We start from the raw sequence: 23943 nt of genomic DNA on the forward strand, positions 1-23943 counted from the left end.
TTCCGACAATAACGCACCTGCAGAGCGGCTGCGCCGCGAAGAGCGATCGCGCCAGAGGCGCTCCTTCAAGGAGCGCTAAACCTATGATGCACGAATCGAACCACCCCGCGCGACCGCGGTTTCCTGTCGACTTCGGCAAAAATCGGCTCACTGGAGGGATTTCAATAGGCCAATTATGGCTCATTCTCCTTGCGACGTATTCCACAAGTGCTGTCGGTTAATCCACTTCAAACCAATAAAAGCGTTTCTGCACAGCGGGATAGCTAGCCGCCATGGTAACTGGCCTGGAATTTGTAATGGGGTACCCCGGATTCACCCGAGGATGACCGCAGTCATCCCTATAACATCTGGAGGAGACCATGAAGACCATGAAAAAAACCGCACTGATTGCCGCACTGGCCGCCACCTTCGTCACCGGTGAGCTGTATGCCGCGACCGAGTGGAACGTGTCCACCTGGGGCAAGCGGCGTGCCTTTACGGAGAACATCGAGAAGCTGGCCGAACTGGTGGCGCAGAAGACCAACGGCGAGTTCAAGATGAACATCTCCTACGGCGGGCTCTCCAAGCCCAAGGAGAACCTGGACGGCATCTCCATCGGTGCGTTCGAGATGGCCCAGTTCTGCGGTTTCTATCACAAGCAGAAGAACCCGACCATTACCGTTACCGAACTGCCGTTCTCCCGTGATGTCTCGCTGGCGCGCATGACCGAGATCTACAACGAAGTGTTCAAACATCCCATCGTGGTAAAGGACTTGGCGCGCTGGAATGCCACCCTGCTGATGCCCACCCCGATGCCCCAGTACAACATCGTCAGCAAGGGAGACCCGCTGAAGCAACTGGCCGATTTCAATGGCCTGCGGGTGCGCGGGCCGGGCGGCATCATGGGCGTGCTGGCCAAGATCGGTGCGGTCAAGACCGGGGTGCCGTTCACCGAGGTGCGCCAGTCCATGGATTCCGGCGTGATCGATGCCGCCTCCTTTGCCCCCCACGCCCATCTGTCCACCAACTCCTACAAGGTGGGTACCTGGGCCACCACCAATCTCAATCTGGGTACCGCCAACTGTCCGGTGATTGTCAACACCGATGCGCTGAACGCGCTGCCGGCGGCGCACAAGGCGGCCCTGCTCGGCTCGGTGGACGAGGCGATGGCGTACTACGTGAAGAACTACGACGAGAACACCACCGGCAAGTATGAGAAAGCGATCAAGGAAGCGGGGCTGGTGCATGTCACCTTCACCGCGGAACAGACGGCCGAACTGAATGAGTTGGCGGAGTCGGTGCGCCAGGAGTGGATCAAGGAGAACAGCAAGGAGTTTGATTCGAAGGCGCTGTACGACTTTACAGCGGCCCTGTTCACCAGGTAGATCCGTCGGTGTCAGCGGTCCCCCCACCCGGTTTTCGCCGGGTGTGGGGCACCGGTGTCATTATTCATTTTTCGTAACTACTACGCCGGGTCTGCATGTGATTGACCGATCTTGGTGGTGCTTACTTAAGGCGAATTGCAGGATTTTCGTCATTCCATCCTTAGGTCCGTAAACGGTGCGTCCCTGCACCACTTCTCCGGCGCAGGCCGGACAAAAGCGCGAAGCGCGTTGAACGACTGAAAGTCGGCCCGAAGGGTGAGCGAAGCGAATAATCCAGGAATACCGCCACCATTAAGCAGTCTGGATGCCATCCTTAGGTCCGTAAACGGTGCATCCCTGCACCACTCCTCCGGCCTGCGCCGGGATGACGGTGGTTCTTGGCTTAAGTAAGTGCCATTCGGACCGGATTCGAGGAAACAAGCCATCGTGTGAGGCCAACAAGGCAGGCCAATCACCCCGTGTGTAGTTACCCTTTTTCTTGATATCCATGCGAGCAAGCCATGTCTGCATCATCTACCGTGCTGGAGGACAGCTCCAGACTGAGTTGGGCCGACCGGACCCTCTTCCGGTTTGAATCCGTCCTGGCCCTGTTGGGCGGGGTGGTCATTTTTCTGTTGGTGTTCCTGGCCTCGGCCAATATCCTCGGACGCTGGCTGTTTGACCTGCCGATCGACGGTTATGTGGACTGGGTGGAGCAGGCAATGGCCTTCTTTGCCTTCCTCGGACTCGCCTATACCCAGCGCCTGGGCGGCCACATCCGCATGGACATGCTGGTCGGTAACTTGCACGGCCGGCTGCTCTGGCTGAGTGAACTGGTATCGGCCCTGCTGATGTTCCTGATCACCCTGGTGCTGATCTACGGCTCTTATCTGCATTTCTATCGGGCCTACCAGATCGGCGATTCATCACTGGATATCGATCTCCCCACCTGGCCCGCCAAGCTGGTGGTGCCGGTTGCTCTGGGCATCCTTGCGTTGCGCCTGCTGCTGCAGATCGGGGGCTACCTGCGCGGTGTGCTGCAGGGCGGCGACAGCCCGGTGGCGGTACCGCTGATCGAGGATGCGGCCACGGTGGCGGCAAAGGAGGCAGAGGCGGTAATGGGCTCGCTGGATAACGGGGGGACGAAGTGATGGGACTCTTCGAAACAATGGCCGCCCTGGACAATATCACCATCGGTCTGTGGGTCACCGGCCTGATGCTGTTGCTGGTGATTATCGGGGTGCGGGTGGCCTTTGCCGCCGCCATCGCCGGGTTTGCCGGGCTGCTGTGGATCTTCTCCGCCAAAATGGGCTTTGAAAAGGGCTTCCTGGTCGCGGTCAAGATGGCCGGGACCATTCCCCATTCCAAGGTATCCAGCCTGGCGCTGTCGCTCATCCCCACCTTCATCCTGATCGGGTTTCTCGCCTATCACGCGGGGCTCACCCGCGCCCTGTTCGAGGCGGCCAAGCGCTGGGTGGGCTGGCTGCCCGGCGGCATGGGGGTGGCGACGGTGTTCTCCACGGCCGGGTTTGCCGCCGTCTCCGGCGCCTCGGTCGCCACCTCGGCGGTGTTTGCCCGGATCGCCGTCCCGGAGATGTTGAGCCTGGGTTATGACAAGCGGTTCGCGGCCGGGGTGGTGGCGGCCGGCGGCACCCTGGCGTCACTGATTCCGCCCTCCGCCATCCTGGTGATCTATGCCATTATCGTCGAACAGGACGTGGGCGCGCTGCTGATGGCCGGCTTTCTTCCTGGTGCGGTCTCGGCCCTGATCTATGGCGGACTGGTGGTTATTCTGGCGAAGACGCGCAAGGATTTCGGTCCGCCGATTACCGGCTTCAGCTGGAAGCAGCGCTTCGAAACCCTGCCTGGTGCCTTGCCCATCTTTTTCGTGGTGGGGATCATCGTGGTCTGTATCTACGGCGGGGTGGGTACGCCCACCGAGGCCGGCTCACTGGGGGCGCTGGTGATCCTGATCATGGCGCTCTACAAGGGGATGCGCCTGCACGCCCTGAAGGAGTCGCTGCTGGAGACCGCCAAGCTGACGGTGATGATCTTCACCATCATCTGGGGCGTGTTGCTCTATGTGCGCTTCCTCGGCTTTGCCGACCTGCCCAGTGCGTTCTCGGTGTGGATCGCCGGACTGGATCAGAGTCCGATGGTGACCCTGCTGATGATCCTCTGCTCCTATGCCGTGCTGGGTATGTTCATGGACGCCATCGGCATGCTGCTGCTGACCCTGCCGGTGGTCTATCCGGCGGTGATGGCGCTGAATGGCGGTGAGGCGGTGAGCGCGGCGGATTCCGCCTTCGGCATCTCCGGGGTCGGCTGCTCGATCTGGTTCGGCATTATCGTGGTGAAGATGGCCGAACTCTGCCTGATCACGCCGCCCATCGGCCTCAACTGCTTCGTGGTGGCCGGCGTGCGTCCCGAGTGTTCGGTGCAGGACGTGTTCCGCGGCTGTATCCCGTTCTTCGTGGCCGATGTCATCACCATTGCGGTGCTGATCGCGCTGCCCGGCATCGTGTTGTGGCTGCCCGGGCAGATGGGGTTCACCTGAATCCGGAAAATGGCATAGGCGTACCGGGATGTTCCCGGTACGCCTATGGGCCGGCTGGATGTCATGTCGACAGGTCGATCCCCTCTTTTTTGAAACGCTCGATGATCCGGTGCTGTAGCTCCGGCCCCAGCGACTGGCCCCACTGCAGTCCAGCCGCACGGCTCTCTTGCAGCAAAAACGGGGTGACGCGAATCATCTTCTGCCCGAGCTCCGTCCGGTAGAATGCCAACAACCCCTTGATCTCCTGGTGCGTGAAGTGTTTGTCGTAGACGGGAATGACCACGGCCACAAAAGCGGGAAGGTTTTCGTCGATAACCTGGTTTACCTCTTCCTCCATTACATCGAATAGCTCCTGAGGCAGGTCGGGTCGGGCGGCTTTCAGGGTCCGTGACATCTGCGCTATCGCCGCGCCTGACATCTGCTTGCCAATGGCCAGGGCGCCCGTCATGTCGAGCAGGTGCTTTATGTCGGCTTCCTTTTCCACGCTGATGGCCTCGGCATTCGCCTGCAGTGTGAGGGGCAGCAGCAGAAGCAACAGGGAATATTTCAACAAGTGGCGTTTCATGTAAGGTCCTCGGTTGTTGTTCTCAAAGGATGATAGAGAACAGCGGCGTTAGCAAGTGTCGCCTTCCTCAATTATTGAAAAGATTCCGGTATAGGAAAATGTCTTCCCAAACAGGGGATGGATGATGTTGAAGTCGATGAAGAACTCGGTTTCCGAGAGTCCTTTTTCAATGATCTCCGCATCGCCCAATATCAACCAGTTGGGGATGGGGATGGCGGCAGCGCCGATCTTCCATACATAGCCGATGCTGCGGAAGATCAGCGCGCCATCCTCCACCGACATACGCATGCGTATGCCCATGCCGAATTTCACAAATACAATGATCTCATCATGCCGGCTATGTTCCATGCGTGACTGGAAGATGACCGGTGACCGGTCGGGGAACTGCAGGGTGCGGTGCCAGAACATCGCCCGCTGATCCTGGGCGGTGGTCCAGTTCCTGACCTCGGTCGGGATATTCCTGCCCTTGTAGGGCACCAGGGCGCCGAACAACCTGCCGGGCAGGAGAAAAAGCTTGGCGATAGTCGAGTGGTAGACCTCGCTCATGTTGCCCCGGATCACCATCCGGGAAGACTCCCCGGGTGTAATGGCATAGTGCCGTTGCACAATTTCATGGAGGTTTTCCCATTGTGCACCCAGTGCGCGGCGGATGACCGGTAACGCTGTCGTGGATGACATTATAATCTCCCTAAAATGAGATGGCCGGTTTGAAAACCATGAGAAAATAGACGCCGATCATGGCGCTGAACGCGGGGATGCCGAGCCAGAACCAGATGTGGGCATAGCGTTGATAACGCGAGTCCATGGCGCTGTTTTGTGTCAGGGCCGCGTGGGCCAGATCGCGCATGCGGATCTGCAGCCAGACCACCGGCAGCCAGCAGGCACCGGCCAGGCAGTAGAGAAAAAGGGTGAGCAGTACCCAGCCCTGGTCAAGCGGTATGCCCAGCAGATGGACCAGCCAGAGCCCGGTGATCGGCTGAATAATAATGGTGGGGGTGGTGAATGCCCAGTCGGCGATCACCACCATGCGGTTAGTGTGCGCCATGGTCGCCAGGTTGCCCTGGCGATCGGCACACCATTTGTAGAAGGCACTCCCCAGGCCCGTGCCGAACAGGAGGGTCGCGCTCAGGATATGGATCCATTTGATCAGGGCATACTCAATCATGGTTTTTCTCCAGGATCATCATTACCAGGATGGTGGCGATAAGGGGGACATTCTTGCTGACCGGACCGAATGGGTGCAGCCACTGCTCGGGTTGGGTGGCGGTGATGATCGCCGAATAGATCAGGATCAGCAGGATCTGCGCGTAACCCAGCAGGGATACTCTGTAGCGTGCCAGCACGGCGATACCCAGCAGGATATCCGTAGTGGCGGCGCCATAGAGCATGATGGGTGCAAGCATCCCGCTGATATGCGCCCGCTCCAGCAGGGCGTAGCTGTATTCGAGCGGTATCACCCAGGCGGAGATCACCCCGGTAAACAGCCACACGAAAGCGATGCTGAAGCGGATCAGTGGCGGCAGGAAGTAGAGACCGGCATACCAGCGGTCCGCAGTTTGCGCGGGGGTTTCCGCGAGGGCGTCCGCCAGGGATATCGGGGTGTGATTGAATGCCGCCTGATACTCCCCGACATCGCCGGTATTTCCCCGCTGCAGCATGGTGATGGCCTCCGGAGTCAACGGGGTGGCACCCATGAAGCCGCCCCAGCGTGCCAGCTGCAGCGCCATCCGGTAGGGGAGCGACACAAAGCGCCGCCTGCCCCTGCCCAGCCAGGCGCCCAGTTGCTCGTACAGGGTCTTCATGGTCACGGGTGCGGGGCCAACCAGGGCGATGCGCCTGTTGCGCGGCCCGGTCGGCCGGATACACTCCATGACCGCCCGGATGAGGTCGCTGATATGAATCGGCTGAATCGGCTGATCCCCCTGCTCGATTAACGGGATCACGGGCAGACAGGCCAGCGCCTTGAACAGTCCCATGCTTTTGGCGCCCGGGCCGTAGACAATGGAGGGCTGCAGGATCAGCCAGTCGGGTTGCAGTGAGGTGAGCAGATCATCGGCCGCCTTTTTGCTCAGGTGATAGTGGCTGAAGGCCGAGTCGTCGGCCCCCAGTGCGGAGATCTGGATGATTTTTTTTACCTGTGCCGCCGCGGATGCCTTGAACAGGGCGATGGGTGCCTGGGTGTGTATGGCATCAAAACGGTTCTTTCCTTGTTCCCTGATAATGCCCACGGCATTGATCACGACATCGACGCCGGTAACCCTGGGTGCCCAGTCGGCGCTGCGGTGATCGGTCTGGAAATTCCCCGGGATGGCGGTAATCCCCGGCCAGTGCTGCTCCGCCGCGGCAGGATTTCGTACACAGACCGTCACTTCATGGCCGGCCTGCAGCAGTGCCCGGGTAAGATGGCTGCCGATAAAGCCTGTCGCTCCGGTGATCAAGATCTTCATCCTGTTTGACCTCGCTGTCTGCTGCGTCGTCGGGTGATTTGATGCAGCGTGTTTATGAGTTCAATTATTTCTGTAAAGACAGAAATAATCAGATAAAAAAACCCGCTACTTGCCCAGAAAACCCTGCACCCTGGCGCCCAGCCGGATCAGTTTCAGCAGGGTTGTTTTAGGCAGCCCCTTGATCTGCCGGTGCCAGTTGTCCAGGGTCTCCATAAAGCGCAGTACCTCCTGGATGCGCGCCTTGACCTCGGCGGGCGTCTCCTTGTCCTGCTCGCTGTCCAATACACATTCACGCAATACCGACATGGTGGGATCAAGTTCGCGCTGCTTACGCCCCTCCATGATGGTGTAGAACAGATCCCAGGGATCCTTCATGGTCTCGAAATGGTCGCGACGGTCCCCCAGCAGGTGGACCACCTTGACCAGCCTCCAGGACTGGAGTTCTTTGATGCTGGTACTGACATTGGAGCGCGCCACGCCCAGCGTTTCCGTAATCTCTTCGGCATTCATGGGATTTGTGGCGAGATAGAGCAAGGCATGGATCTGTGCAACTGTACGGTTTACCCCCCACCGGGTTCCCATCTCTCCCCAATGCAGAATGTATTTTTCCATAACCGGGCTAAGTTTCATTATTTTTCCTTCAGTAATTTCTGTTATTACAGAAATTAGTAAAATATTGGGTCCCTGTCAAGCCTTGCATGGCAGGGTGGCTTGTTGGTGACTGATGCCCTGACCTGCGAGAACTTCGGCCGGCCACCAGGGGATTGAGCGGTACACTCCGGGGCTGCAACGGGATCGATATCCACAGGCGGTGCGGGGTTAGAACTTCCCTTCTGTTTTGCATCTAATAGAGTAAGATGGAATCATTCAGAGACGGAAGCATAAGACTCGGCATTTCTGTTCCGGATCGGTGAGTGCGGTGTCAGGAGCGCACCGTTTGCAAGGAGATGCAAGCATGCCCATGAATCTGCTGTTAGTCGGGAGCCGTTCGGTTCAGACCTCTGCGTCGCTGGCGGCACTGCTGGCTCAGGAGACGCCCCCTGATGCACTGTTTGTGGACGGCCCGGACAACAACCCTGGCAGGGCAGGTGGGTTGCCGCCGCTGATCACGCCAGAGGATAGCGCCGGGGTACTGGAGTTGGCCGCCGCCAACGGCATTGCGGCGATCAGTGGGCCACCGCGGCGCCTGAAACAGGCTGTCCAGACCTACCGGCCGGAACAGGTACTGGTCTCCTGTTATCCGCACCGTATCTCTCTGGCGCTGCTGGAGAGCGTGCCGCTTGGCTGGCTGAACATCCACCCCTCGCTGTTGCCGGATTACCGTGGCGTTAACCCCATCTTCTGGCAGTTGCGCGATGGCCACGCCTTTATCGGGGTGACCCTGCATCGGATGAACAGGGAGTTCGACCTGGGGCCGATTATCGATCAATGCACCTTCGGGCTGGCCGATTTTCCGGACTTCACGGAGATCAGCCGGCGGGTGGGGCGCTGCGGGGTGCAGCTGTTTATCGGCTATCGAGACAATTACCGAAAGGGCTGGGTCGATAACGAGTCGGTCCAGGACGCACTCGCGGGCAGCCGCCAGGGCCGGCCCCGACCGCAGGACTTCGCTGTCGATCCCGCCTGGTCGGCGCGCAGGCTGGTGCGCTTTGTGAAGGGTGTGCGGAACCTGGGCCCCCCCTATCTGGAGACTCCCACCGGTCGGGACCTGATTCAGGAAGCCTCGGTGGCCGCCAGCGGGCGGCTGGCGATGCCGCTGCCGGGAGAGCGGCTGATTCACTGCTATGATGGTAGTGTGGTGCTGGGCGTTATCAGTGAGGAGCGGTGGTGAGTCGACAGATCAAGATAGCGGTGGACAACTATCAGCTGGTGGAAACCTCCCTGCAGGAACGGTTGCCCGGCGGGGTGGTACGTTGCGGACTGTGTGCCTGGCGTTGCAAGGTGGGGCACGGACAGCGTGGTTTCTGCCAGGCCCACGTCAACCGCAACGGCACCCTCTACAACCTCTCCTACGGCATCCTCTCCGCGATCGACGTAAATCCCATCGAGGCCAAGCCGGTGCGCCATTACCGGCCGGGAACCCGGGTCCTCTCGGTGGGCAGCTACGGCTGCAGTTTTCGTTGTGGCGGCTGCCACAACCTGGAGATCTCCTGGGGTGTGACCGCCCTGGATGAGCTGGCCCGGGGCGCCTCGACCGAGGCCTTCATCACACCCGAGGAGCTGGTGCGTGCGGCCCTGCGCGAGGGGGTTGAGGGGATCGCCTTCACCTACTCCGAGCCAGCTGTGTGGCTGGAGTACATACTGGATGTGGCGCCGCTGGCGCATCAGGCGGGGCTTTATACCGTGTATGTCAGCAACAGCTTCATCACCGGGGAGGCGTTAACCCGGGTGGCCCCGCATATCGACGTGCTCTGTTCCGACATCAAGAGCCTGCGGGATGATTTCTATCACGAGATCTGTCCCACCGCGCGGGTCGAGCAGGTGCTCGACAGCATCCGGATGGCCCAGGAACTGGGGATTCACGTGGAGACCCGGACCAACGTGATCCCGGGCAAAAATGATGATCCGGATGAGCTCTACCGTATCGCCTGCTGGGTGCGCGATAACCTGGGGGAAGAGAGTCCCTGGCACATCACCCGCTTCTTCCCCGCCTACAAATTGTCCCATATTCCCCAGACCCCGGTCGAAACCCTGTGGCAGGCGCATGCCGGGGCGAAACGGGCGGGGCTGGGCAACGTCTATGTCTATGCGGATACCGGCTGTGACTGTGCCAGGGAGAATAAGCCCCTGCAGGCCTATTTCCCCGATAAATCCCTGCAGTTGAACGCGGTTAAAAAGTGTAGCGCCTCCTGTTGTGGAGAGGAGGGGGTGCTGTTGAAGAAGTATGAGTAGCCTTTTTTACAGAGCCGAATGGCACTTACTTAAGCCAAGAACCACCGTCATCCCGGCGAAGGCCGGAGGAGTGGTGCAGGGATGCACCGTTTACGGACCTAAGGATGGCATCCAGACTGCTTAATGGCGGCGGTATTCCTGGATTCCGGCCTGCGCCGGAATGACGAAAATCCTGCAATTCGCCTTAAGTAAGTGCCATTCTTTACAGAGCCTATTTTACAGAGCCTAATTTACAGAGTAAGCGACGATGAAACGCATGGTTGATTGTGTGGTGCTCAAGCGCAAGGCCGAGGGACTGGACAAGCCGCCTCATCCGGGTGAGCTGGGCAAACGGATCTATGAGAATGTCTCCAGGGAGGGGTGGAAGCAGTGGCTTGAGCGCCTGGTGATGATCATCAATGAGAACGGCTTGAGTACCGCCGATCCGAACAACCTGTCACTGATCGAGAAACATATGCTCGGTTTTCTGTTCGGCGAGGGCGATTACGGTCAGGTCCCCGCCGGCTACCGCGCCGGCGGCGGCAAGAAGTAGCCCCTCTCGCATTCAGCGGTTCAACAGGGGATCGATGGTGATCTCCAGCACAGCGTGGGCGTCGCGCAGGGCCTGTTCCGCCGCCTCTGGGGTGGCGGCCGCGCTGTAGATGAAACCGAGATAACTGGAGGCTTCCGGCAGGGTCTCGACCACCTGGCCGGGTTCCATGCTGATCCGGATGTCGGTGATGTGGGGCAATGCACTGATCTCCGGTATGCCGTTGATGCGGCGCAGCACCCCGGCCCGCGGGATGGGGATCATCAGCACGCCCGAGGCCCCCGGCCGCCGTTCCACCGGCAACGGGCTGCCCATGGCGGCGGCCAGCACATACTCCTCCAGGGGGCGAGCCAGCACCGCATCCAGGCTGCGGCTGCACTCCCCACCGATGGTGCGGGAGGCGATCTCCAATATCCACGCCTGATCCCGGTCGATCCTCAGCTCGGCATGCACCGGCCCCTGGTGCAGCCCGTAGACCCGGCAGGCGTCCGCCACCGTCCGTTCGATGTGCCGCTGAATGGGCCCGGGCAGGCGCGACGGGGTGATGTAATAGGTCTCTTCAAAATAGGGCCCGGTGAGGGGGTCTGGTTTGTCGAACAGCGCCAGCGGAGTGAATGTCCCCTGTTGCAGGAAACCCTCCAGGGCCACCTCCCGGCCCGGCAGATAGCGCTCTATCAGCAGGGTCTCGCGCTCGTTGGCGCTGTTTAACGGCGCAATGATCCGGGCGATGGTCTGACAGGCCCGCAACGCTTCGGCCGGGGTGTCGGCACGGATTACCCCGCGGCTGGCGGAGAGACTGATCGGTTTCAGCACCACCGGGTAGGGGAGCCCCCGCAGTTGCGGCGCGATCTCGGCGTTCAGCTCCACCACCCAGTGTGCCGGCACCGGCAGGCCGGCCTCCAGCAGCTCCCGGCGTGCCAGATCCTTTCTGCGGCTGAGTGTGGCGGAGGCGATTGAGTTGGAGGGGAGACCCAGGGTGGTGGCTATCCGCGCCGCCAGCTCGACGGTGCTGTCGTCACTCGCCACCACCCCCCGAAAGGGGGTGGTTTCGGATCGGGTGAGAATGGATTCAAGCAGTGCTTCGGGCCGGGCGAAGTCGCCCTGGATACCCCCGGCCACTTCGCGGGTCAATGAATAACGGCTGTCGGAGACGATGACCAGCGCCACGCCCAGCCGCTCTGCCGCCTTCAGGTAGGGGGCCAGGCGATAGCTCTGGCCCGGGCTGATCAGCAGCAGCTGCGGCTGCATCGGCACCTGGAGCTCATCGACACCGGGCGCCGGGCGCCGGGTTCAGGCGCAACCCCCGCCACCACCGCCGGAGGCACCGCAGGCGTTACAGGCGCCGGACCCGCCGATGCTCTGGAACACGTTGCGGAAGACGATACTGCTGTTGAGCCCCTGGGTCTGGTAATCCACCTCCACGCCCTCCAGGAAACTCAATGCCACCGGGTCGACAAAGATCTTCAGATCGTCCTGCTCGAGGACGCAGTCGATATCCTGGGGCTGTTCCACGAAGGTCAGGCCGTAACTCATGCCGCCGCAGCCTCCCCCGTAGATGAATATGCGTATGCCGACGATATCCTCTTCATTCTGGATCAACTGGACCAGTTGTTCCTTTGCCTCGGGGGTCACCCGCACCTGATCGGCGATCTGGTGACTGAAATCTACACCCTCTGGGGATTGCTCCCGCTGAAATAAACCCATCTCTCATCTCCTGAATGGACACTTATCTAATAGACCATCATCCGTTGTATAGGTTACAAGCTAGCACGAATTCGGCCGCAGACAACCGGACGGGGAGTGCTGTTTCTGCCCCTTGGCCAGGCGCCGATGCCGCATCGGTGCAGCGTCGGCCACAGGCCCTCCGCCACCCCGGGCGGTTGTTCCCGCTCCTGCCGGTGCTGACTTCAGCAACCGGCCAAGACGGGTACCCTACCTGTCTGATGAAGAAACGAACCCTTCGAGAACTACGCTGTAGTGTTGGTTATCCGGTGCTATATTTGACGGCATGGAGTGATAATTGTTAGTATTCTAAGTTAATTGTTTTGAATGTAATTATTTAAAACAATTATTAATCAATGCGTTAAAGTGCGCATGGTTATTTTTATTTATTAATTAAATTCAATGACCAGTGTATTTATCTAGTGCAATGTGTCCGGTAATAACCGTAGTCCACTAATCAATTCAGTCGCGTGTCTATCCAGCGGCAGTTTGGAGAGACGCACAGACACCTCATCCGGAAAGTGATCTTTATATGCAGCAGCCGCCCATCAAGGTTCAGGTAAACAATCTATTCAAGATCTTTGGGAAAAACCCGAAGGAGGCGCTTCGCCTGGCCAGGGAGGGCGTGGATAAAGAGGTCATATTTGACCGGACCGGCCATGCGGTGGGTGTCAATAACGCCTCATTTGAGGTGCGGGAGGGCGAGATATTCGTCGTCATGGGGCTCTCCGGCTCCGGCAAGTCGACCATTGTCCGGTTGCTCAACCGGCTCATCGAGCCCACTGCCGGTGAGGTGCTGGTAGATGGTAGCGATATCGCCGCCATGAGCGATGAACAGTTACGGGATCTGCGGCGCAAGGACATGAGCATGGTGTTCCAGTCCTTTGCCCTGATGCCGCACCTGACGGTGTTGCAGAATGCGGCGTTCGGCCTCGAGCTGGGCGGCACACCATTGAAGGAGCGGATGCGGCGGGCCGAACAGGCGCTGCAGCAGGTGGGGCTGGATACCTGGGCCAGGAATTTTCCCCATGAGCTCTCCGGCGGTATGCAGCAGCGGGTCGGTCTGGCCAGGGCGCTGGCCAATGATCCCTCCGTGCTACTGATGGACGAGGCCTTCTCCGCGCTCGATCCGCTGATCCGTTCCGAGATGCAGGATGAACTGCTGAAGCTGCAGGAGAGCCAGCAGCGCACCATCATCTTTATCTCCCATGATCTGGACGAGGCGATCCGCATCGGCGACCGCATCGCCATCATGGAGGGCGGTCGGGTGGTGCAGGTGGGGTCGCCGGACGAGATCCTGCGCAACCCGGCGGATGACTACGTGCGCTCCTTCTTCCGCGGCGTCGATGTTTCGACGGTGTTTACCGCCGGCGATATCGCCCGCAAGACCCAGGTGACGTTGATCGAGCATGGCGGTATCGGCGTGCGCGCGGCGCTGGAGCGGCTACGCCAGCATGACCGTGATTATGGCTATGTGATTGATCGCGGTCAGCACTTCGAGGGGGTGGTCTCGGTCGACAGTCTGAAACGGGAGCTGGAGCAGGATAACCCCCATTTACAAAATGCCTTTATTCCGGATGTGGAACCGGTAACCCACGACACGGCGTTGGGCGAGCTGTTCGGTCCCCTGGCGCAGCACGGCTATGGTCTGCCCGTGGTGTCGGGCGACGGGCGTTACCTCGGCGCGGTGAGCAAGGCCACCATGCTGGAAACCTTGGACAGACAGGCCAGGTGATTTATGAGTAGCAAGAACGGCAGCAATCCCTGGACCGCGGACCGCGGCAGTGAAAATGGCACTGGTGAAACGCAGAACCCAGCCGTCGACAGCGCACCCGCGGCGGTGCCGAACGATGCGCTGACGGATAGTCCCGCGGCAAACCCCTGGGGTGGGGGCAGCGTGGATCCGGCAGAGCCGGCACCGGTCTTGAATTGGCTGGATACCCAGGCGACGCCGGTGCAGGATCCCTTCAACTGGCTGGACCCGTTTGCGCAGAAACTGATTCCACTCGACCACTGGGTCGATCAGGGGCTGGAGTGGCTGGTGGACAACTTTCGTCCCGCGTTCCAGGCGGTGCGCTGGCCGATCGACGCCACCCTGACCGGCATAGAGTCGGCGTTGCTGTCTGTCCCTTCCATCATCATGGTCATCATTTTCGGTCTGGTGGCGTGGCAGGTGAGCGGCCGGCGACTGGCGCTGGCGACGGTCGCCTCACTGGCCTTTGTCGGTCTCATCGGCGCCTGGCCGGAGGCGATGGTGACCCTCGCGCTGGTACTCACCTCGGTCTTCTTCTGCATCCTGATCGGACTGCCGACCGGCATCTGGCTGGCCCGCAGCGACCGGGCCGAGGCCAGCCTGCGACCGATTATGGACGCGATGCAGACCACCCCGGCCTTCGTCTACCTGGTGCCGGTGGTGATGCTGTTCGGTATCGGCAATGTGCCCGGCGTGGTGGTGACCATCATCTTTGCCCTGCCGCCGCTGATCCGGCTCACCAACCTGGGTATTCGCCAGGTGCCGGCGGATCTGGTGGAGGCGTCCCGTTCGTTTGGCGCCTCGCCCCGCCAGTTGCTGTACAAGGTGCAGTTGCCCCTGGCCATGCCCACCATCATGGCGGGGGTGAACCAGACCCTGATGCTGGCCCTCTCCATGGTGGTCATCGCCTCGATGATTGCCGTGGGCGGCCTGGGACAGATGGTGTTGCGCGGCATCGGTCGGCTGGACATGGGGCTGGCGGCCGTCGGTGGCGTCGGCATCGTGCTGCTGGCCATCGTCCTCGACCGCATCACCCAATCGATGGGGGATCAGCGGCGCCGCCAACCGACGACACACTGGTATCAGACCGGACCACTGGGTTTTGTATTGTCCCTGTTCAAGTCCGGCAACCGATCGCAGGTCAATCCGTAACAGGGCACGGCGGAGTCCCTTGAGAAGAAATGATGAGGAATATTATGAAACTGCATAAATTGAGAAGAATACTGCAACTGTCCGTGACGGCGACGGCACTCTGTGTTGGCGCAACCACCCAGGCGGCGGAGCTGCCGGGCGAGGGTGTTGCGGTACAACCGCTGAAGAGCTCCATCGCGGAGGAGACCTTCCAGACCGTGCTGGTGATGAAGGCGCTGGAGCAGCTCGGCTATGACGTCAAGCCGATCAAGGAGATCGAGTACGCCGCCGGCCACATCGCCATCGCCAATGGCGATGCCACCTTCATGGCCGATCACTGGGATCCGCTGCACGTGGATTTCTTCAACAAGGCCGGCGGTGACGGGAAGATCTACCGCGAGGGGGTCTACTCCGACGGTGCGTTGCAGGGGTATCTGATCGACAAGAAGACCGCGGACAAACACGGCATCAAGAATATTGACCAGCTGAAGGATCCGGAGATTGCCAAGCTGTTCGACAGCAACGGCGACGGCAAGGCGGACCTGGCCGGCTGCAACCCGGGCTGGGGTTGTGAAAAGGTGATTGAGCATCATCTGGACGCCTACGGCCTGCGCGATACCGTGGTCCATAACCAGGGCGCCTACGGCGCCATCATCGCCGACACCATCGCCCGCTACAACCAGGGCGATTCGATCTTCTACTACACCTGGACACCCTATTGGGTAAGCGGTGTGCTGGTGCCGAACCAGGATGTGGTCTGGCTGCAGGTGCCGTTCTCCAGCCTGCCGGGGGCGCGCACGGATGTGGACACCAGCCTGCCGGACGGCAGCAACTACGGTTTCCAGGCCAACACCCAACGCATCATCGCCAACCGCGAATGGGCCGAAGCCAATCCGGCGGCGGCCAAGCTGTTCTCCATCATGGAGCTGAGCAACAACGACATCAGCGCGCAGAACCTGCGCATGCGTGACGGGGAAAAGAGCGCGGCCGCCATCGAACGGCATGCCGATGCCTGGATCAAAACCCACCAGGCCACCTTCGACGACTGGATCGCCGAGGCAAAGACAGCCGCCATGTGACCGTACCGGTCGGTGTTGAGTTGCAGCAGGGGGCCTTCGGGCCCCCTGTTTTGTCCAGGGATGGCCGGGAGCGGCTTTGGACGGGGATGGACTTATGCCGCGGAGGTCCGTTATAGGGCGCCCCCTGGGCGTCGTGACTATCCGCATCGCTGTGACGGCGGGCACGGCCCGCCCTGGGCTATAGCCGATTCGGCGCGATGTAGTAACCGCTTAATACCCCCTGTGACGGCCCTCCTGCTAGGGTAATGACTCCACTAGCAGAGGAGGGAGCACGATGACCAATAAAAAGATTCTGATGATCACCGGTGATTTCACCGAGGACTACGAGACCATGGTGCCGTTCCAGGCGCTGCAGGCGGTCGGCCATACGGTACATGCCGTCTGCCCGGACAAGAGCGCCGGGGAGGTGGTGGCGACCTCGATCCATGATTTCGAGGGCCAGCAGACCTATAGCGAGAAACGCGGCCACAACTTCACCCTGAACGCCAGTTTTGCCGAGATCGACCCGGCACAATACGACGCCCTGGTGATCCCGGGTGGCCGGGCGCCCGAGTACCTGCGCCTCAATGAGGCGGTGCTGGCCATGGTGCGCCATTTTTTCACCGAGAATAAGCCGGTGGCATCTATCTGCCACGGTGCCCAGCTGCTGGCCGCGGCCGGGGTGCTGGAGGGTAAATGCTGCTCGGCCTATCCGGCCTGTATGCCGGAGGTGAAGCAGAGCGGCGGCACCTATGCGGAGATCGCCATCGACGCGGCGGTGACCGACGGCAATCTGGTCACCGCCCCCGCCTGGCCGGCACACCCGGCCTGGCTGGCGCAGTTCATGGATCTGCTCGATCAGACGTAGCGGGATGCGGCCGGCTGTAGCGCGCGCGCCGTAACCCGCCGTTTGGTGGTCGGGGATTTGGTGGGTTACGCGCGCCTGTGCGTTGTCGCAGCCGGGAAGTGTCGTGCCTGTGCGCCGCTAACCCACCCGACGCTTGCTCGGGGATTTGGTGGGTTACGCGGCGCTTGTGCGTTGTCGCAGCCGGGAAGTGTCGTGCCTGTGCGCCGCTAACCCACCCTACGCTTGCTACAACGAGCGGTTATCGCCGCTGCGGCTTGCACTATGCTTAAGCGATGGTGGGGACACGTTTCTGTCTCCCTCGGATAGCGGGAGGTGCCAATGTGCAAACTGTTTATTAATGCCGACGCCCAGCTCTGGGACAGCAGCACCCGATCGTTACGCATCGACGGCATGGTTACCAGCGTGCGGCTGGAGAACTATTTCTGGAACACCCTGGAGGAGATCGCCCGGCGCGACGGTATGCAGGTGCCGCAGATGATCACCCGGCTCTACCATGAGTCGATCGACGCGGGACACGATCTGGGCAATTTCACTTCATTTCTGCGGGTCTGTTGCATGCGCTACCTGGCACTGCAGTTGAAAGGCGAGATACCCAGGGAACCGGCGGTGGCCATCGCCTCGCTGGATGCGGAACGGATCCTCGCCCGCGAAGCGGTGAGGGATCTGCATTGAATCCAGCGGTCAAGGGTTTGACGGCGGTCGATCATGGACCGGAAGGGTAAACCCCTCCGGCCCGTTTCGCTGGATCAGGCCTTTTCCACCCGCGCCGGGAGCCCCTGGCGGGCCACGCTGCCAACCACCCAGTCGGCGAGTACCGAAGCCCCTTCACGTTGCGGATCGGCAAACCCCAGGTCGTTGATGTTCACCCCCAGACCGGCCAGCCTGGATGGGGTGGTGAAGCGGTCGCCAATCTGGTGCTGGCGCGCCCCCAGTTCCCGGTGGCCGAAACCGTGTTCGATCCCCAGTACGCCGGGCTGGATGCCGTTGCGCACCAGCGCCTGACCCTTGACGATTCCGCCGGGCGTGGTGATGCGGATGCTGTCACCCGACCTGACGCCGAGTTTTTCCGCGTCGCTGTAATGCATGGCGATCGCGTTGGACGGGTGGAACTGCTGCAGTTTCTGGATACCCGTGGTGTGGGAAGACACATAGGGCGACTTGGTGCTGACCACCTTGTACGGCCAGTCGGCGGCTGGAAAGCTACTCTCCAGCAGTGAGCCGTCGGCGAGTGATGGCCTGATCCAGGTCGGTGTGCCGTGATAGCGCGCGCCGCTCAGCGTATTGCGTGTGGTGCCGAGTTTTTCATCATAGATCTGCAGAGGGCTCTTGTACTGCCGCGCCAGGGCATTTCCCTTGTACCCCATCTCGGCATCCTCGAAGCGCCCGCCGCGGGCATAGACGTAGGCGGCCTTTCTCCACTCATCGGGTTTGAGTATCGACTGCAGGTCGTTTGCCAGGCGATCAACCCCGGTCAACTGCAACTCCTCGTCGTCCGCGTCGGCTACCGCGCCACCGTCAAAGGCCACATTGGCCGCGGCGCGCAGATAGAACTCCTCCGGCCGGTTCAACGGGTGCAGGTTGCCCTCCTGGTCCGCTATGGCATTCTCGCCAAATCCCGGCAGTCCCATGCGCTTGGCCACTTCAATGAAGAACCACTCCATACCGACCGGAATGCCCTGGTTATCCTTGACCTGTGCCGGCTCGATGACCGGCCAGCGGGCGGTACTCACCTTGGTCAGATTGCCGCCCCAGGCGCTGGCCCAGCCCCAACTCTCGTAGAGTACCGAGTCGGGGACGATGTAGTCGGCATAGGTGTTGCTTTCGTTGATAAACGGGTCGACCGAGACGATCAGGGGCAGTGACTTCGGATCGGCCATTTTCACCTTGACCTGCTGCTGCAGGCCGGCAACCCCGTAGAGGGGGTTCGAGCTCCACAGGATCAAAGCCTTCAATGAATAGGGGTAGCCGTTGATGGCCGCGGTCAGAAACTCCGAGGACATGGCGGGCGACAGGGGATACCAGGGGGCCTTGGACGGATAGGGATTCTTTCCGGCGGCCACCTTGCGCTGGTACTCGCTGCTCTTTTCGTAGGGGAACCCCTGGCGGCCGAGGCCGACTCCCTTGGCCTTGACCATGCCGGGGAATTTTTTCAGGTTATAGCGGGGGCCGGGGGCGATCTCCTTGAAGCGGCCGCCACCCGCGCTGGTGCCGCCTTTCGCATTCAGGTTGCCGACCAGGGCATTGAGCATGACGATGGCGTAAGCAGTATAGAAGCCGTTGCTGCCCATGGTGCCGCCGTGACAATCGGCGGCGGCCTTCTTGCCATGCGCCGTGAACTCCCGGGCCAGCTCCACGATGGTGGAGACCGGTATGCCGCAGGCTGCGGAATATTCCTCCAGGGAGTGTTTTTCGGCCTCCGCCTGGAGCAGACTGAGGCTGCTCTTGACCTGTAGTTTCTCGCCATCGGGCAACACAACCTCGCCCTGGTAAAACAGTTCGGCGGGACCCACAGCCGCCTGACTGACGACTTCACCGCTGGCCTGGTCTATCACTACCAAGGGCGACTCCTTGGGGTCGCCGTCGAACAGCTGCAGGTCGCTTGCACGCAGGAACCGGCCGTTCTTCGGGTGTCCCTCCTGGGTGACCACCAGATGGCTGGCGTTCGACCAGCTGACCTCGCCGGCGGCCGCGGCGGCTGCGGCATTGGGCTGACGCAGAAATTGCTCGTCATAGCGCCGGTTCTCCAGGATCCAGCGCATCATGCCCATCACCAGGGCGCCGTCGGTGTTCGGTTTGATCGGTAGCCAGCGGCTGCGCTCGTCCGCCGCCATGCTGTCGCTGTTGGTCAACACCGGATCCACCACCACGTATTTCAGCTTGCCGGTGCTGCGGGCCTTGGCGATCTGCTGGCCCTGGCGTTTGAAGGGGTTGCCGGCATTACCCGGCGCGGTGCCGATAAACAGCAGGAATTCGGAATTGATGAAGTCCGGTTTCAGGTGCGGCTGTTTCTTCCAGTCACCCAGCAGTGCGGCGTATCCGGAGCGCATGGAGAGCCCGCAATAGGAGCGGTGGCCGGTGAAGTTGACGGTGCCGAAGCTCTGCTTGGCGAAACGCGCGGCAAAGACGAGACGCCCGTCCTTGAACGGCGGTATGACCGCAAGTTGGTTCGCGCGGGGACCGAACTCCGGATTGGCCGGATCAATGGGCGTCTTCAGGTCACGAATAGCCCGTAACCCATCCACATGGCCTTCGCCAAACAGGTCGCCGCCCTCGACCACTTCCCGCAACAGTTGCTCCGGTGAAATGGGTGCCCACTTGCCTTCACCGCGGGCGCCGATGCGTTTCAGCGGCACCGTCACCCGATTGGGATCGGTCAGTTTTGACAGCACCGCGTTGCCGCGAGCACAGGCCGTTGAACGCCCGGCGAGTCCCTGCTCTTGGAAGCGGCTGAGGGAGACAAAGCTCTGCTTGACCGGTGTGGCATAAGGGATATGTTGATCGGTGGAGAGCAGGTGGTAGGGGTTACCGGTTACCCGGAGTATTTTGTTCCGCACCTTGTCGATGCGCACCCGCACGCCACAGATGGTGGTGCAGCCCATGCACATGGTGTAGGCCATGGCCTGGTTGGGGTTGGGTGTCAGGACCCCGGTCTCGGGGTCGACGGTGAATTCCGGACTGGGCGCCTTGCCGCTGATCGGATGGTCAGGCTGGTCGCCGGCCCAGGCGCCGCGTAACAACTGTTCGGCGGTGTGACTGTAACCGAAGCCGAACGCCGTCAGTCCACCAGCCGCGGCGGCACCTTTGAGAAAATTGCGACGTGAAGTAGTCATACTGATTCTCCTGAATTGTTCTGCCGGGTTAGACGTCGGCTGGTTGTTTGTACTGGGACAACAGGGACCTGATCACGATGAGGATCAGCAGCCAGAGGCCGATGGATCCGAGGATGCCCAGCAGGCCATCGGCAGTCAGCGGAAGCTCGAAGTTGTAGAATCCGGCGCCATTTTTGGGGATGCCCTGGCCGCCGATAAACATCACCCAGCGCAGCATCCAGGTACCGAACAGCGCCAGCAATCCGGTCATGAGGTTCAACCCGGTGTGGTTGAACAGGGTCAGGATCAGCGGCAGCAACAGACCGACGCCGATCCAGAACACCAGGGTTTCCAGGGGACGGAATTCCACCGCCAGGCGCAGCAGTGCCGCTCCCGATCCGCTCAGATTCAGGTAACCCGCCACGGCCCATGCGCCGATCCATACGCCGGTGAGGGCCAGTGACGCCGTCAGCCAGCGCAACAGCAGTCGGCTGTGGGCGAGGTTCTCCGTCGACTGCAGGCTGTTGATCACCAGGGCGAGACCGATCGCACCGGCCAGGCCGCTGAGCAGATAGGCCGGCACCAGCCAGCCCGACTGCCAGAGTACCCGGCTGATCAGGATGCCCATCTCACTGCCGGTGTAGAGCGCAATCCCCGTCCCCAGCACACTGGTCGCCAGTGCGGCCATACGAGTAACCCGCTGGTTTCCAGCCGGATCCCGGTACAGTCCCTGCAGACCGAACAGCAGCAGCGCCGCTATATAGGCCGGCAGCAGAAAGGCGCCCCAGGACATCCAGGATGAGGGGGTGAAGTTCAGGTAGAACTGATAGAACCTGGCCGGTTGATGGAGATCGGCGAGGAGTGCCACCGGCGCCACCAGGCCGGTGGTGATGGCCACCAACAGTCCCAGTCTGGCGACAGGCAGCCAGGTCGCCGTGCGCGACAGGTAGGCCGGTGCCGCCAGCAGGACGCCGCCAACGCTCAGACCGATAAAAAAGAAGTACTGCACCGCCCAGCTGTTCCAGGTGATCTCCTGGGTGATGCCGATGATTTCGATAATGTTATTGCTCATGACATGGACTCCTGTACGAGGGTCTCTGATCGCTTCCAGGGGCTGGGGACACCCTCGATCTTGTTCTGCAGGCGGTTGTCGAGGCCGATGTAATAGACTTGCGGACGGGTCTTCAGCCCGGGCTGCAGGCCATCGGTGTGGACGCTGTTGATCAGCCGGGATACCTCGCTCCGGGGGTCTTTTATGTTGCCGAAGATGCGCGCGCCGCCGACACAGGTTTCCACGCAGGCGGGAAGTAGTCCGGCCTGAACCCGGTGGACACAGAAGGTGCATTTGTCGGCGGTCTTGGTTTCATGGTTAATGAACCGGGCATCGTAGGGACAGGCCTGGACGCAGTAGGCGCAGCCGACGCAGCGAGTGTTGTCGACCACGACGATGCCATCCGGGCGTTGATAGGTAGCCTGCACCGGGCAGACCGGAATGCAGGGCGGGTTCTCGCAGTGATTACAGAGTCGCGGCAGCATGGCGCTGCGGGGCTGGTGGTCCTTTTCAACTTCGTAGTGGCTGACCAGGGTGCGGAACTGCCCCGCGGGTACCCGGTTTTCCGTCGAACAGGCGACCGTGCAGGCCTGGCAGCCGATACACTTGCGCAGATCGATTACCATCACCCAGCGGGGCGTGTCCTGTGTATCCGCCGTTCCCTCCGCGGCAGACGCCTCGCCCAACACCGGCGCGGCAATTGTGGTTGCGACCGTGGCTAAAAATTTTCTTCGCGTGCTGTCCATTTTGATACCTTTTTATCGAAGTGGTGAAATCACACAAAACGCTTTCTTCTGATAAAAAGGTTACATCCTTGTAAACCATGAAAATATTGTGGATGACCGTATTGTGGAATACCGAAACAGGTCTTCCGGGCGTCGGTCTACTCGCAATTGACCGGTGGTGAGCTACTATTCATCACATGACTCGATAAAGTACTAACAACCACATCCCTCACAAGGAGTGCGTGTCTATGTTGCAAGCCCTACATAATGATGCCCTTGGCAAGTTGATCCTGCGTTTGGCCGTGGCGGGACTGATCCTGTTTCACGGCGTCGCCAAGTTGCTGAATCCGGGCGCGATCACCTGGATTGGCGACATGCTTGTCGGCTATGGCCTGCCGGCGTTCCTGGCTTATGCTGTGCTGCTTGGCGAGGTGGTGGCCCCGGTGATGGCCATCGTCGGCTGGCAGACCCGTCTGGCCGGCCTGCTGATGACCGGCAGCATGCTGGTCGCCTTGCTGCTGGTGCATACCGGCGAGGTGTTCATGCTCACCAAAAACGGCGGCTGGCAGCTGGAGCTGCAGGGCATGTTCCTGTTTGCCGCCCTGGCGCTGGTCTTTTTGGGCAGCGGGCGTATTGCGCTGAAGCCCGATTAAGGACCCGCGCAAGAATAAGTTCCTGTATTCGGTCGCCCCTGGACCCCGCTGGCGGCGTTACGCTTTTTGCCAAGGGAACAGCCATTGCCTGCAAAGCGTGCCTCGCCAACGTGGCCCAGGAACACCCTCGGTACTACGGAATTATTCTTGCGCAGGCCCTAAGTCAGCGGCCGACCCGCCACCACGGGAAGCCCGCCGGGTGAACCATGAAGTGGCGGCTCAGTCGACTTCTTGCTTGATGATCTGTTGCATGATGACCAGGTCGGCGACGGATGCCGCCTCCATCTTCTCCATGACACGGTGCCGGTGAACCTCGACGGTTCGTTCCACCACACCGAGTTCCGCGGCAATCACCTTGTTGGCGTGACCGGAGACGATCAGCGCCATCACCTCGCGCTCGCGCGGGGTCAGGCGTTCCACTCTTCGCCTGACATCGTCCAGCCGGATTTTTTGCGAGTAGGCGAGGCGGCTCTTGAGCATCGCTTCTCTGACCTTTTCCACCAGTTGCGGACCGTTAACGGGCTTTTGAATAAAATAAAAGGCGCCGTTGCTCATGGCGCGCACCGCCATCGGCACATCTCCATGGCCGGTGAGTATGATGATCTGTAGCGTGCTTCCCTGTTGTACCATCCGTTCCAGCAGCTGCATCCCACTCATCCCGGGCATGCGCACGTCCAGGATCAGGACGCCGATGCTGTCCGGTTTCAGTGCCGGCAAAAAGGCCTCGGCCGAGTTGTAACTCGTCGCCGGGATATCCACCGCTTCCAGTAGCCAGGTCAGGGAGGAGCGGATGGAGGCGTCATCGTCGATGATGTGGACCATTTCGGGCTCGGTGGGCAT

At 60.9% G+C, this 23943-nt stretch carries 23 protein-coding genes; 12 read left to right on the top strand and 11 right to left on the bottom strand.

Annotation, left to right across the window (positions count from 1 at the left end; genetic code table 11):
- Positions 1 to 368 precede the first annotated feature (368 nt).
- The 3 genes from dctP to O9K64_RS09230 all read left to right on the top strand — a co-directional run bounded on the left by dctP (position 369) and on the right by O9K64_RS09230 (position 3900).
- Entirely contained in the window at positions 369 to 1364 is a 996-nt protein-coding gene (dctP, locus tag O9K64_RS09220) for a TRAP transporter substrate-binding protein DctP (protein WP_335342261.1), read from the top strand.
- Positions 1365 to 1864: 500 nt separating this feature from the next.
- The gene (locus O9K64_RS09225; protein ID WP_275097771.1) at positions 1865 to 2494 is read left to right on the top strand and encodes a TRAP transporter small permease subunit; all 630 of its coding nucleotides are present in this window, start codon (positions 1865 to 1867) and stop codon (positions 2492 to 2494) included.
- Positions 2494 to 3900, top strand: coding sequence for a TRAP transporter large permease (locus tag O9K64_RS09230; RefSeq protein ID WP_275097772.1), 1407 nt, complete (start codon positions 2494 to 2496; stop codon positions 3898 to 3900). The genes O9K64_RS09225 and O9K64_RS09230 overlap by 1 nt, the downstream gene beginning before the upstream one ends.
- 61 nt (positions 3901 to 3961) lie before the next feature.
- Here O9K64_RS09230 and O9K64_RS09235 read toward each other — a convergent pair whose 3' ends face one another.
- The 5 genes from O9K64_RS09235 to O9K64_RS09255 all read right to left on the bottom strand — a co-directional run bounded on the left by O9K64_RS09235 (position 3962) and on the right by O9K64_RS09255 (position 7542).
- A complete protein-coding gene (locus O9K64_RS09235; protein ID WP_275097773.1) occupies positions 3962 to 4465 on the bottom strand; it encodes a DUF2059 domain-containing protein in 504 nt (167 codons plus the stop codon).
- A gap of 48 nt (positions 4466 to 4513) precedes the next feature.
- Entirely contained in the window at positions 4514 to 5143 is a 630-nt protein-coding gene (locus O9K64_RS09240; protein WP_275097774.1) for a DUF4166 domain-containing protein, read from the bottom strand.
- A 10-nt stretch (positions 5144 to 5153) separates the two neighbouring features.
- Positions 5154 to 5630, bottom strand: coding sequence for a DUF2269 family protein (locus O9K64_RS09245; RefSeq protein WP_305793091.1), 477 nt, complete (start codon positions 5628 to 5630; stop codon positions 5154 to 5156).
- The gene (locus O9K64_RS09250) at positions 5623 to 6912 is read right to left on the bottom strand and encodes an NAD(P)H-binding protein (RefSeq protein WP_275097775.1); all 1290 of its coding nucleotides are present in this window, start codon (positions 6910 to 6912) and stop codon (positions 5623 to 5625) included. Before O9K64_RS09250 ends, O9K64_RS09245 begins: the two co-directional genes overlap by 8 nt.
- A gap of 105 nt (positions 6913 to 7017) precedes the next feature.
- On the bottom strand, positions 7018 to 7542 hold the full coding sequence (locus O9K64_RS09255) for a GbsR/MarR family transcriptional regulator (protein WP_275097776.1): 525 nt from the start codon (positions 7540 to 7542) through the stop codon (positions 7018 to 7020).
- Between the two features lie 331 nt (positions 7543 to 7873).
- Between O9K64_RS09255 and O9K64_RS09260 the strand changes: the two genes are divergently transcribed.
- The 3 genes from O9K64_RS09260 (at position 7874) to O9K64_RS09270 (ending at position 10336) form a co-directional block, all read left to right on the top strand.
- Positions 7874 to 8743, top strand: coding sequence for a formyltransferase family protein (locus O9K64_RS09260; RefSeq protein ID WP_275097777.1), 870 nt, complete (start codon positions 7874 to 7876; stop codon positions 8741 to 8743).
- Positions 8740 to 9804, top strand: a complete 1065-nt coding sequence (gene amrS, locus O9K64_RS09265) for an AmmeMemoRadiSam system radical SAM enzyme (RefSeq protein WP_275097778.1) — start codon at positions 8740 to 8742, stop codon at positions 9802 to 9804. The genes O9K64_RS09260 and amrS overlap by 4 nt, the downstream gene beginning before the upstream one ends.
- Before the next feature lie 247 nt (positions 9805 to 10051).
- Complete coding sequence (locus O9K64_RS09270; protein WP_260295683.1) at positions 10052 to 10336, top strand: oxidative damage protection protein; 285 nt, start codon at positions 10052 to 10054, stop codon at positions 10334 to 10336.
- A 12-nt stretch (positions 10337 to 10348) separates the two neighbouring features.
- On the opposite strand, the gene O9K64_RS09275 is transcribed toward O9K64_RS09270, so the two are convergent.
- A complete protein-coding gene (locus tag O9K64_RS09275; RefSeq protein ID WP_275097860.1) occupies positions 10349 to 11581 on the bottom strand; it encodes an ATP-grasp domain-containing protein in 1233 nt (410 codons plus the stop codon).
- A 42-nt stretch (positions 11582 to 11623) separates the two neighbouring features.
- Positions 11624 to 12037, bottom strand: a complete 414-nt coding sequence (locus O9K64_RS09280) for a HesB/IscA family protein (RefSeq protein ID WP_275097779.1) — start codon at positions 12035 to 12037, stop codon at positions 11624 to 11626.
- Between the two features lie 550 nt (positions 12038 to 12587).
- Here O9K64_RS09280 and proV point away from each other — a divergent pair.
- The 5 genes from proV (at position 12588) to O9K64_RS09305 (ending at position 17537) form a co-directional block, all read left to right on the top strand.
- Entirely contained in the window at positions 12588 to 13790 is a 1203-nt protein-coding gene (gene proV, locus O9K64_RS09285; protein ID WP_275097780.1) for a glycine betaine/L-proline ABC transporter ATP-binding protein ProV, read from the top strand.
- A 3-nt stretch (positions 13791 to 13793) separates the two neighbouring features.
- The gene (gene proW / locus O9K64_RS09290) at positions 13794 to 14960 is read left to right on the top strand and encodes a glycine betaine/L-proline ABC transporter permease ProW (RefSeq protein ID WP_275097781.1); all 1167 of its coding nucleotides are present in this window, start codon (positions 13794 to 13796) and stop codon (positions 14958 to 14960) included.
- Positions 14961 to 15004: 44 nt separating this feature from the next.
- Positions 15005 to 16018, top strand: a complete 1014-nt coding sequence (proX, locus tag O9K64_RS09295) for a glycine betaine/L-proline ABC transporter substrate-binding protein ProX (RefSeq protein WP_275097782.1) — start codon at positions 15005 to 15007, stop codon at positions 16016 to 16018.
- 274 nt (positions 16019 to 16292) lie between these two features.
- On the top strand, positions 16293 to 16865 hold the full coding sequence (locus O9K64_RS09300) for a DJ-1/PfpI family protein (RefSeq protein ID WP_275097783.1): 573 nt from the start codon (positions 16293 to 16295) through the stop codon (positions 16863 to 16865).
- A gap of 318 nt (positions 16866 to 17183) precedes the next feature.
- On the top strand, positions 17184 to 17537 hold the full coding sequence (locus O9K64_RS09305) for a ribbon-helix-helix domain-containing protein (protein ID WP_260295959.1): 354 nt from the start codon (positions 17184 to 17186) through the stop codon (positions 17535 to 17537).
- 74 nt (positions 17538 to 17611) lie between these two features.
- Here O9K64_RS09305 and O9K64_RS09310 read toward each other — a convergent pair whose 3' ends face one another.
- From O9K64_RS09310 to dsrO, 3 genes are read right to left on the bottom strand one after another with little or no spacing between them, the layout of a single operon-like run.
- A complete protein-coding gene (locus O9K64_RS09310; RefSeq protein ID WP_275097784.1) occupies positions 17612 to 20695 on the bottom strand; it encodes a molybdopterin dinucleotide binding domain-containing protein in 3084 nt (1027 codons plus the stop codon).
- 28 nt (positions 20696 to 20723) lie between these two features.
- Entirely contained in the window at positions 20724 to 21746 is a 1023-nt protein-coding gene (gene nrfD, locus O9K64_RS09315) for an NrfD/PsrC family molybdoenzyme membrane anchor subunit (protein ID WP_275097785.1), read from the bottom strand.
- Positions 21743 to 22471 (bottom strand): sulfate reduction electron transfer complex DsrMKJOP subunit DsrO, encoded by a 729-nt coding sequence (dsrO, locus tag O9K64_RS09320; protein WP_275097786.1) that lies wholly within the window; start codon positions 22469 to 22471, stop codon positions 21743 to 21745. The genes nrfD and dsrO overlap by 4 nt, the downstream gene beginning before the upstream one ends.
- A gap of 227 nt (positions 22472 to 22698) precedes the next feature.
- Between dsrO and O9K64_RS09325 the strand changes: the two genes are divergently transcribed.
- Complete coding sequence (locus O9K64_RS09325) at positions 22699 to 23103, top strand: DoxX family protein (protein ID WP_275097787.1); 405 nt, start codon at positions 22699 to 22701, stop codon at positions 23101 to 23103.
- 219 nt (positions 23104 to 23322) lie between these two features.
- On the opposite strand, the gene O9K64_RS09330 is transcribed toward O9K64_RS09325, so the two are convergent.
- Complete coding sequence (locus tag O9K64_RS09330) at positions 23323 to 23943, bottom strand: response regulator transcription factor (protein WP_275097788.1); 621 nt, start codon at positions 23941 to 23943, stop codon at positions 23323 to 23325.

Origin of the sequence: Sedimenticola hydrogenitrophicus (genome assembly GCF_029017505.1) — a bacterium.
Taxonomy (GTDB): domain Bacteria; phylum Pseudomonadota; class Gammaproteobacteria; order Chromatiales; family Chromatiaceae; genus Sedimenticola; species Sedimenticola hydrogenitrophicus_A.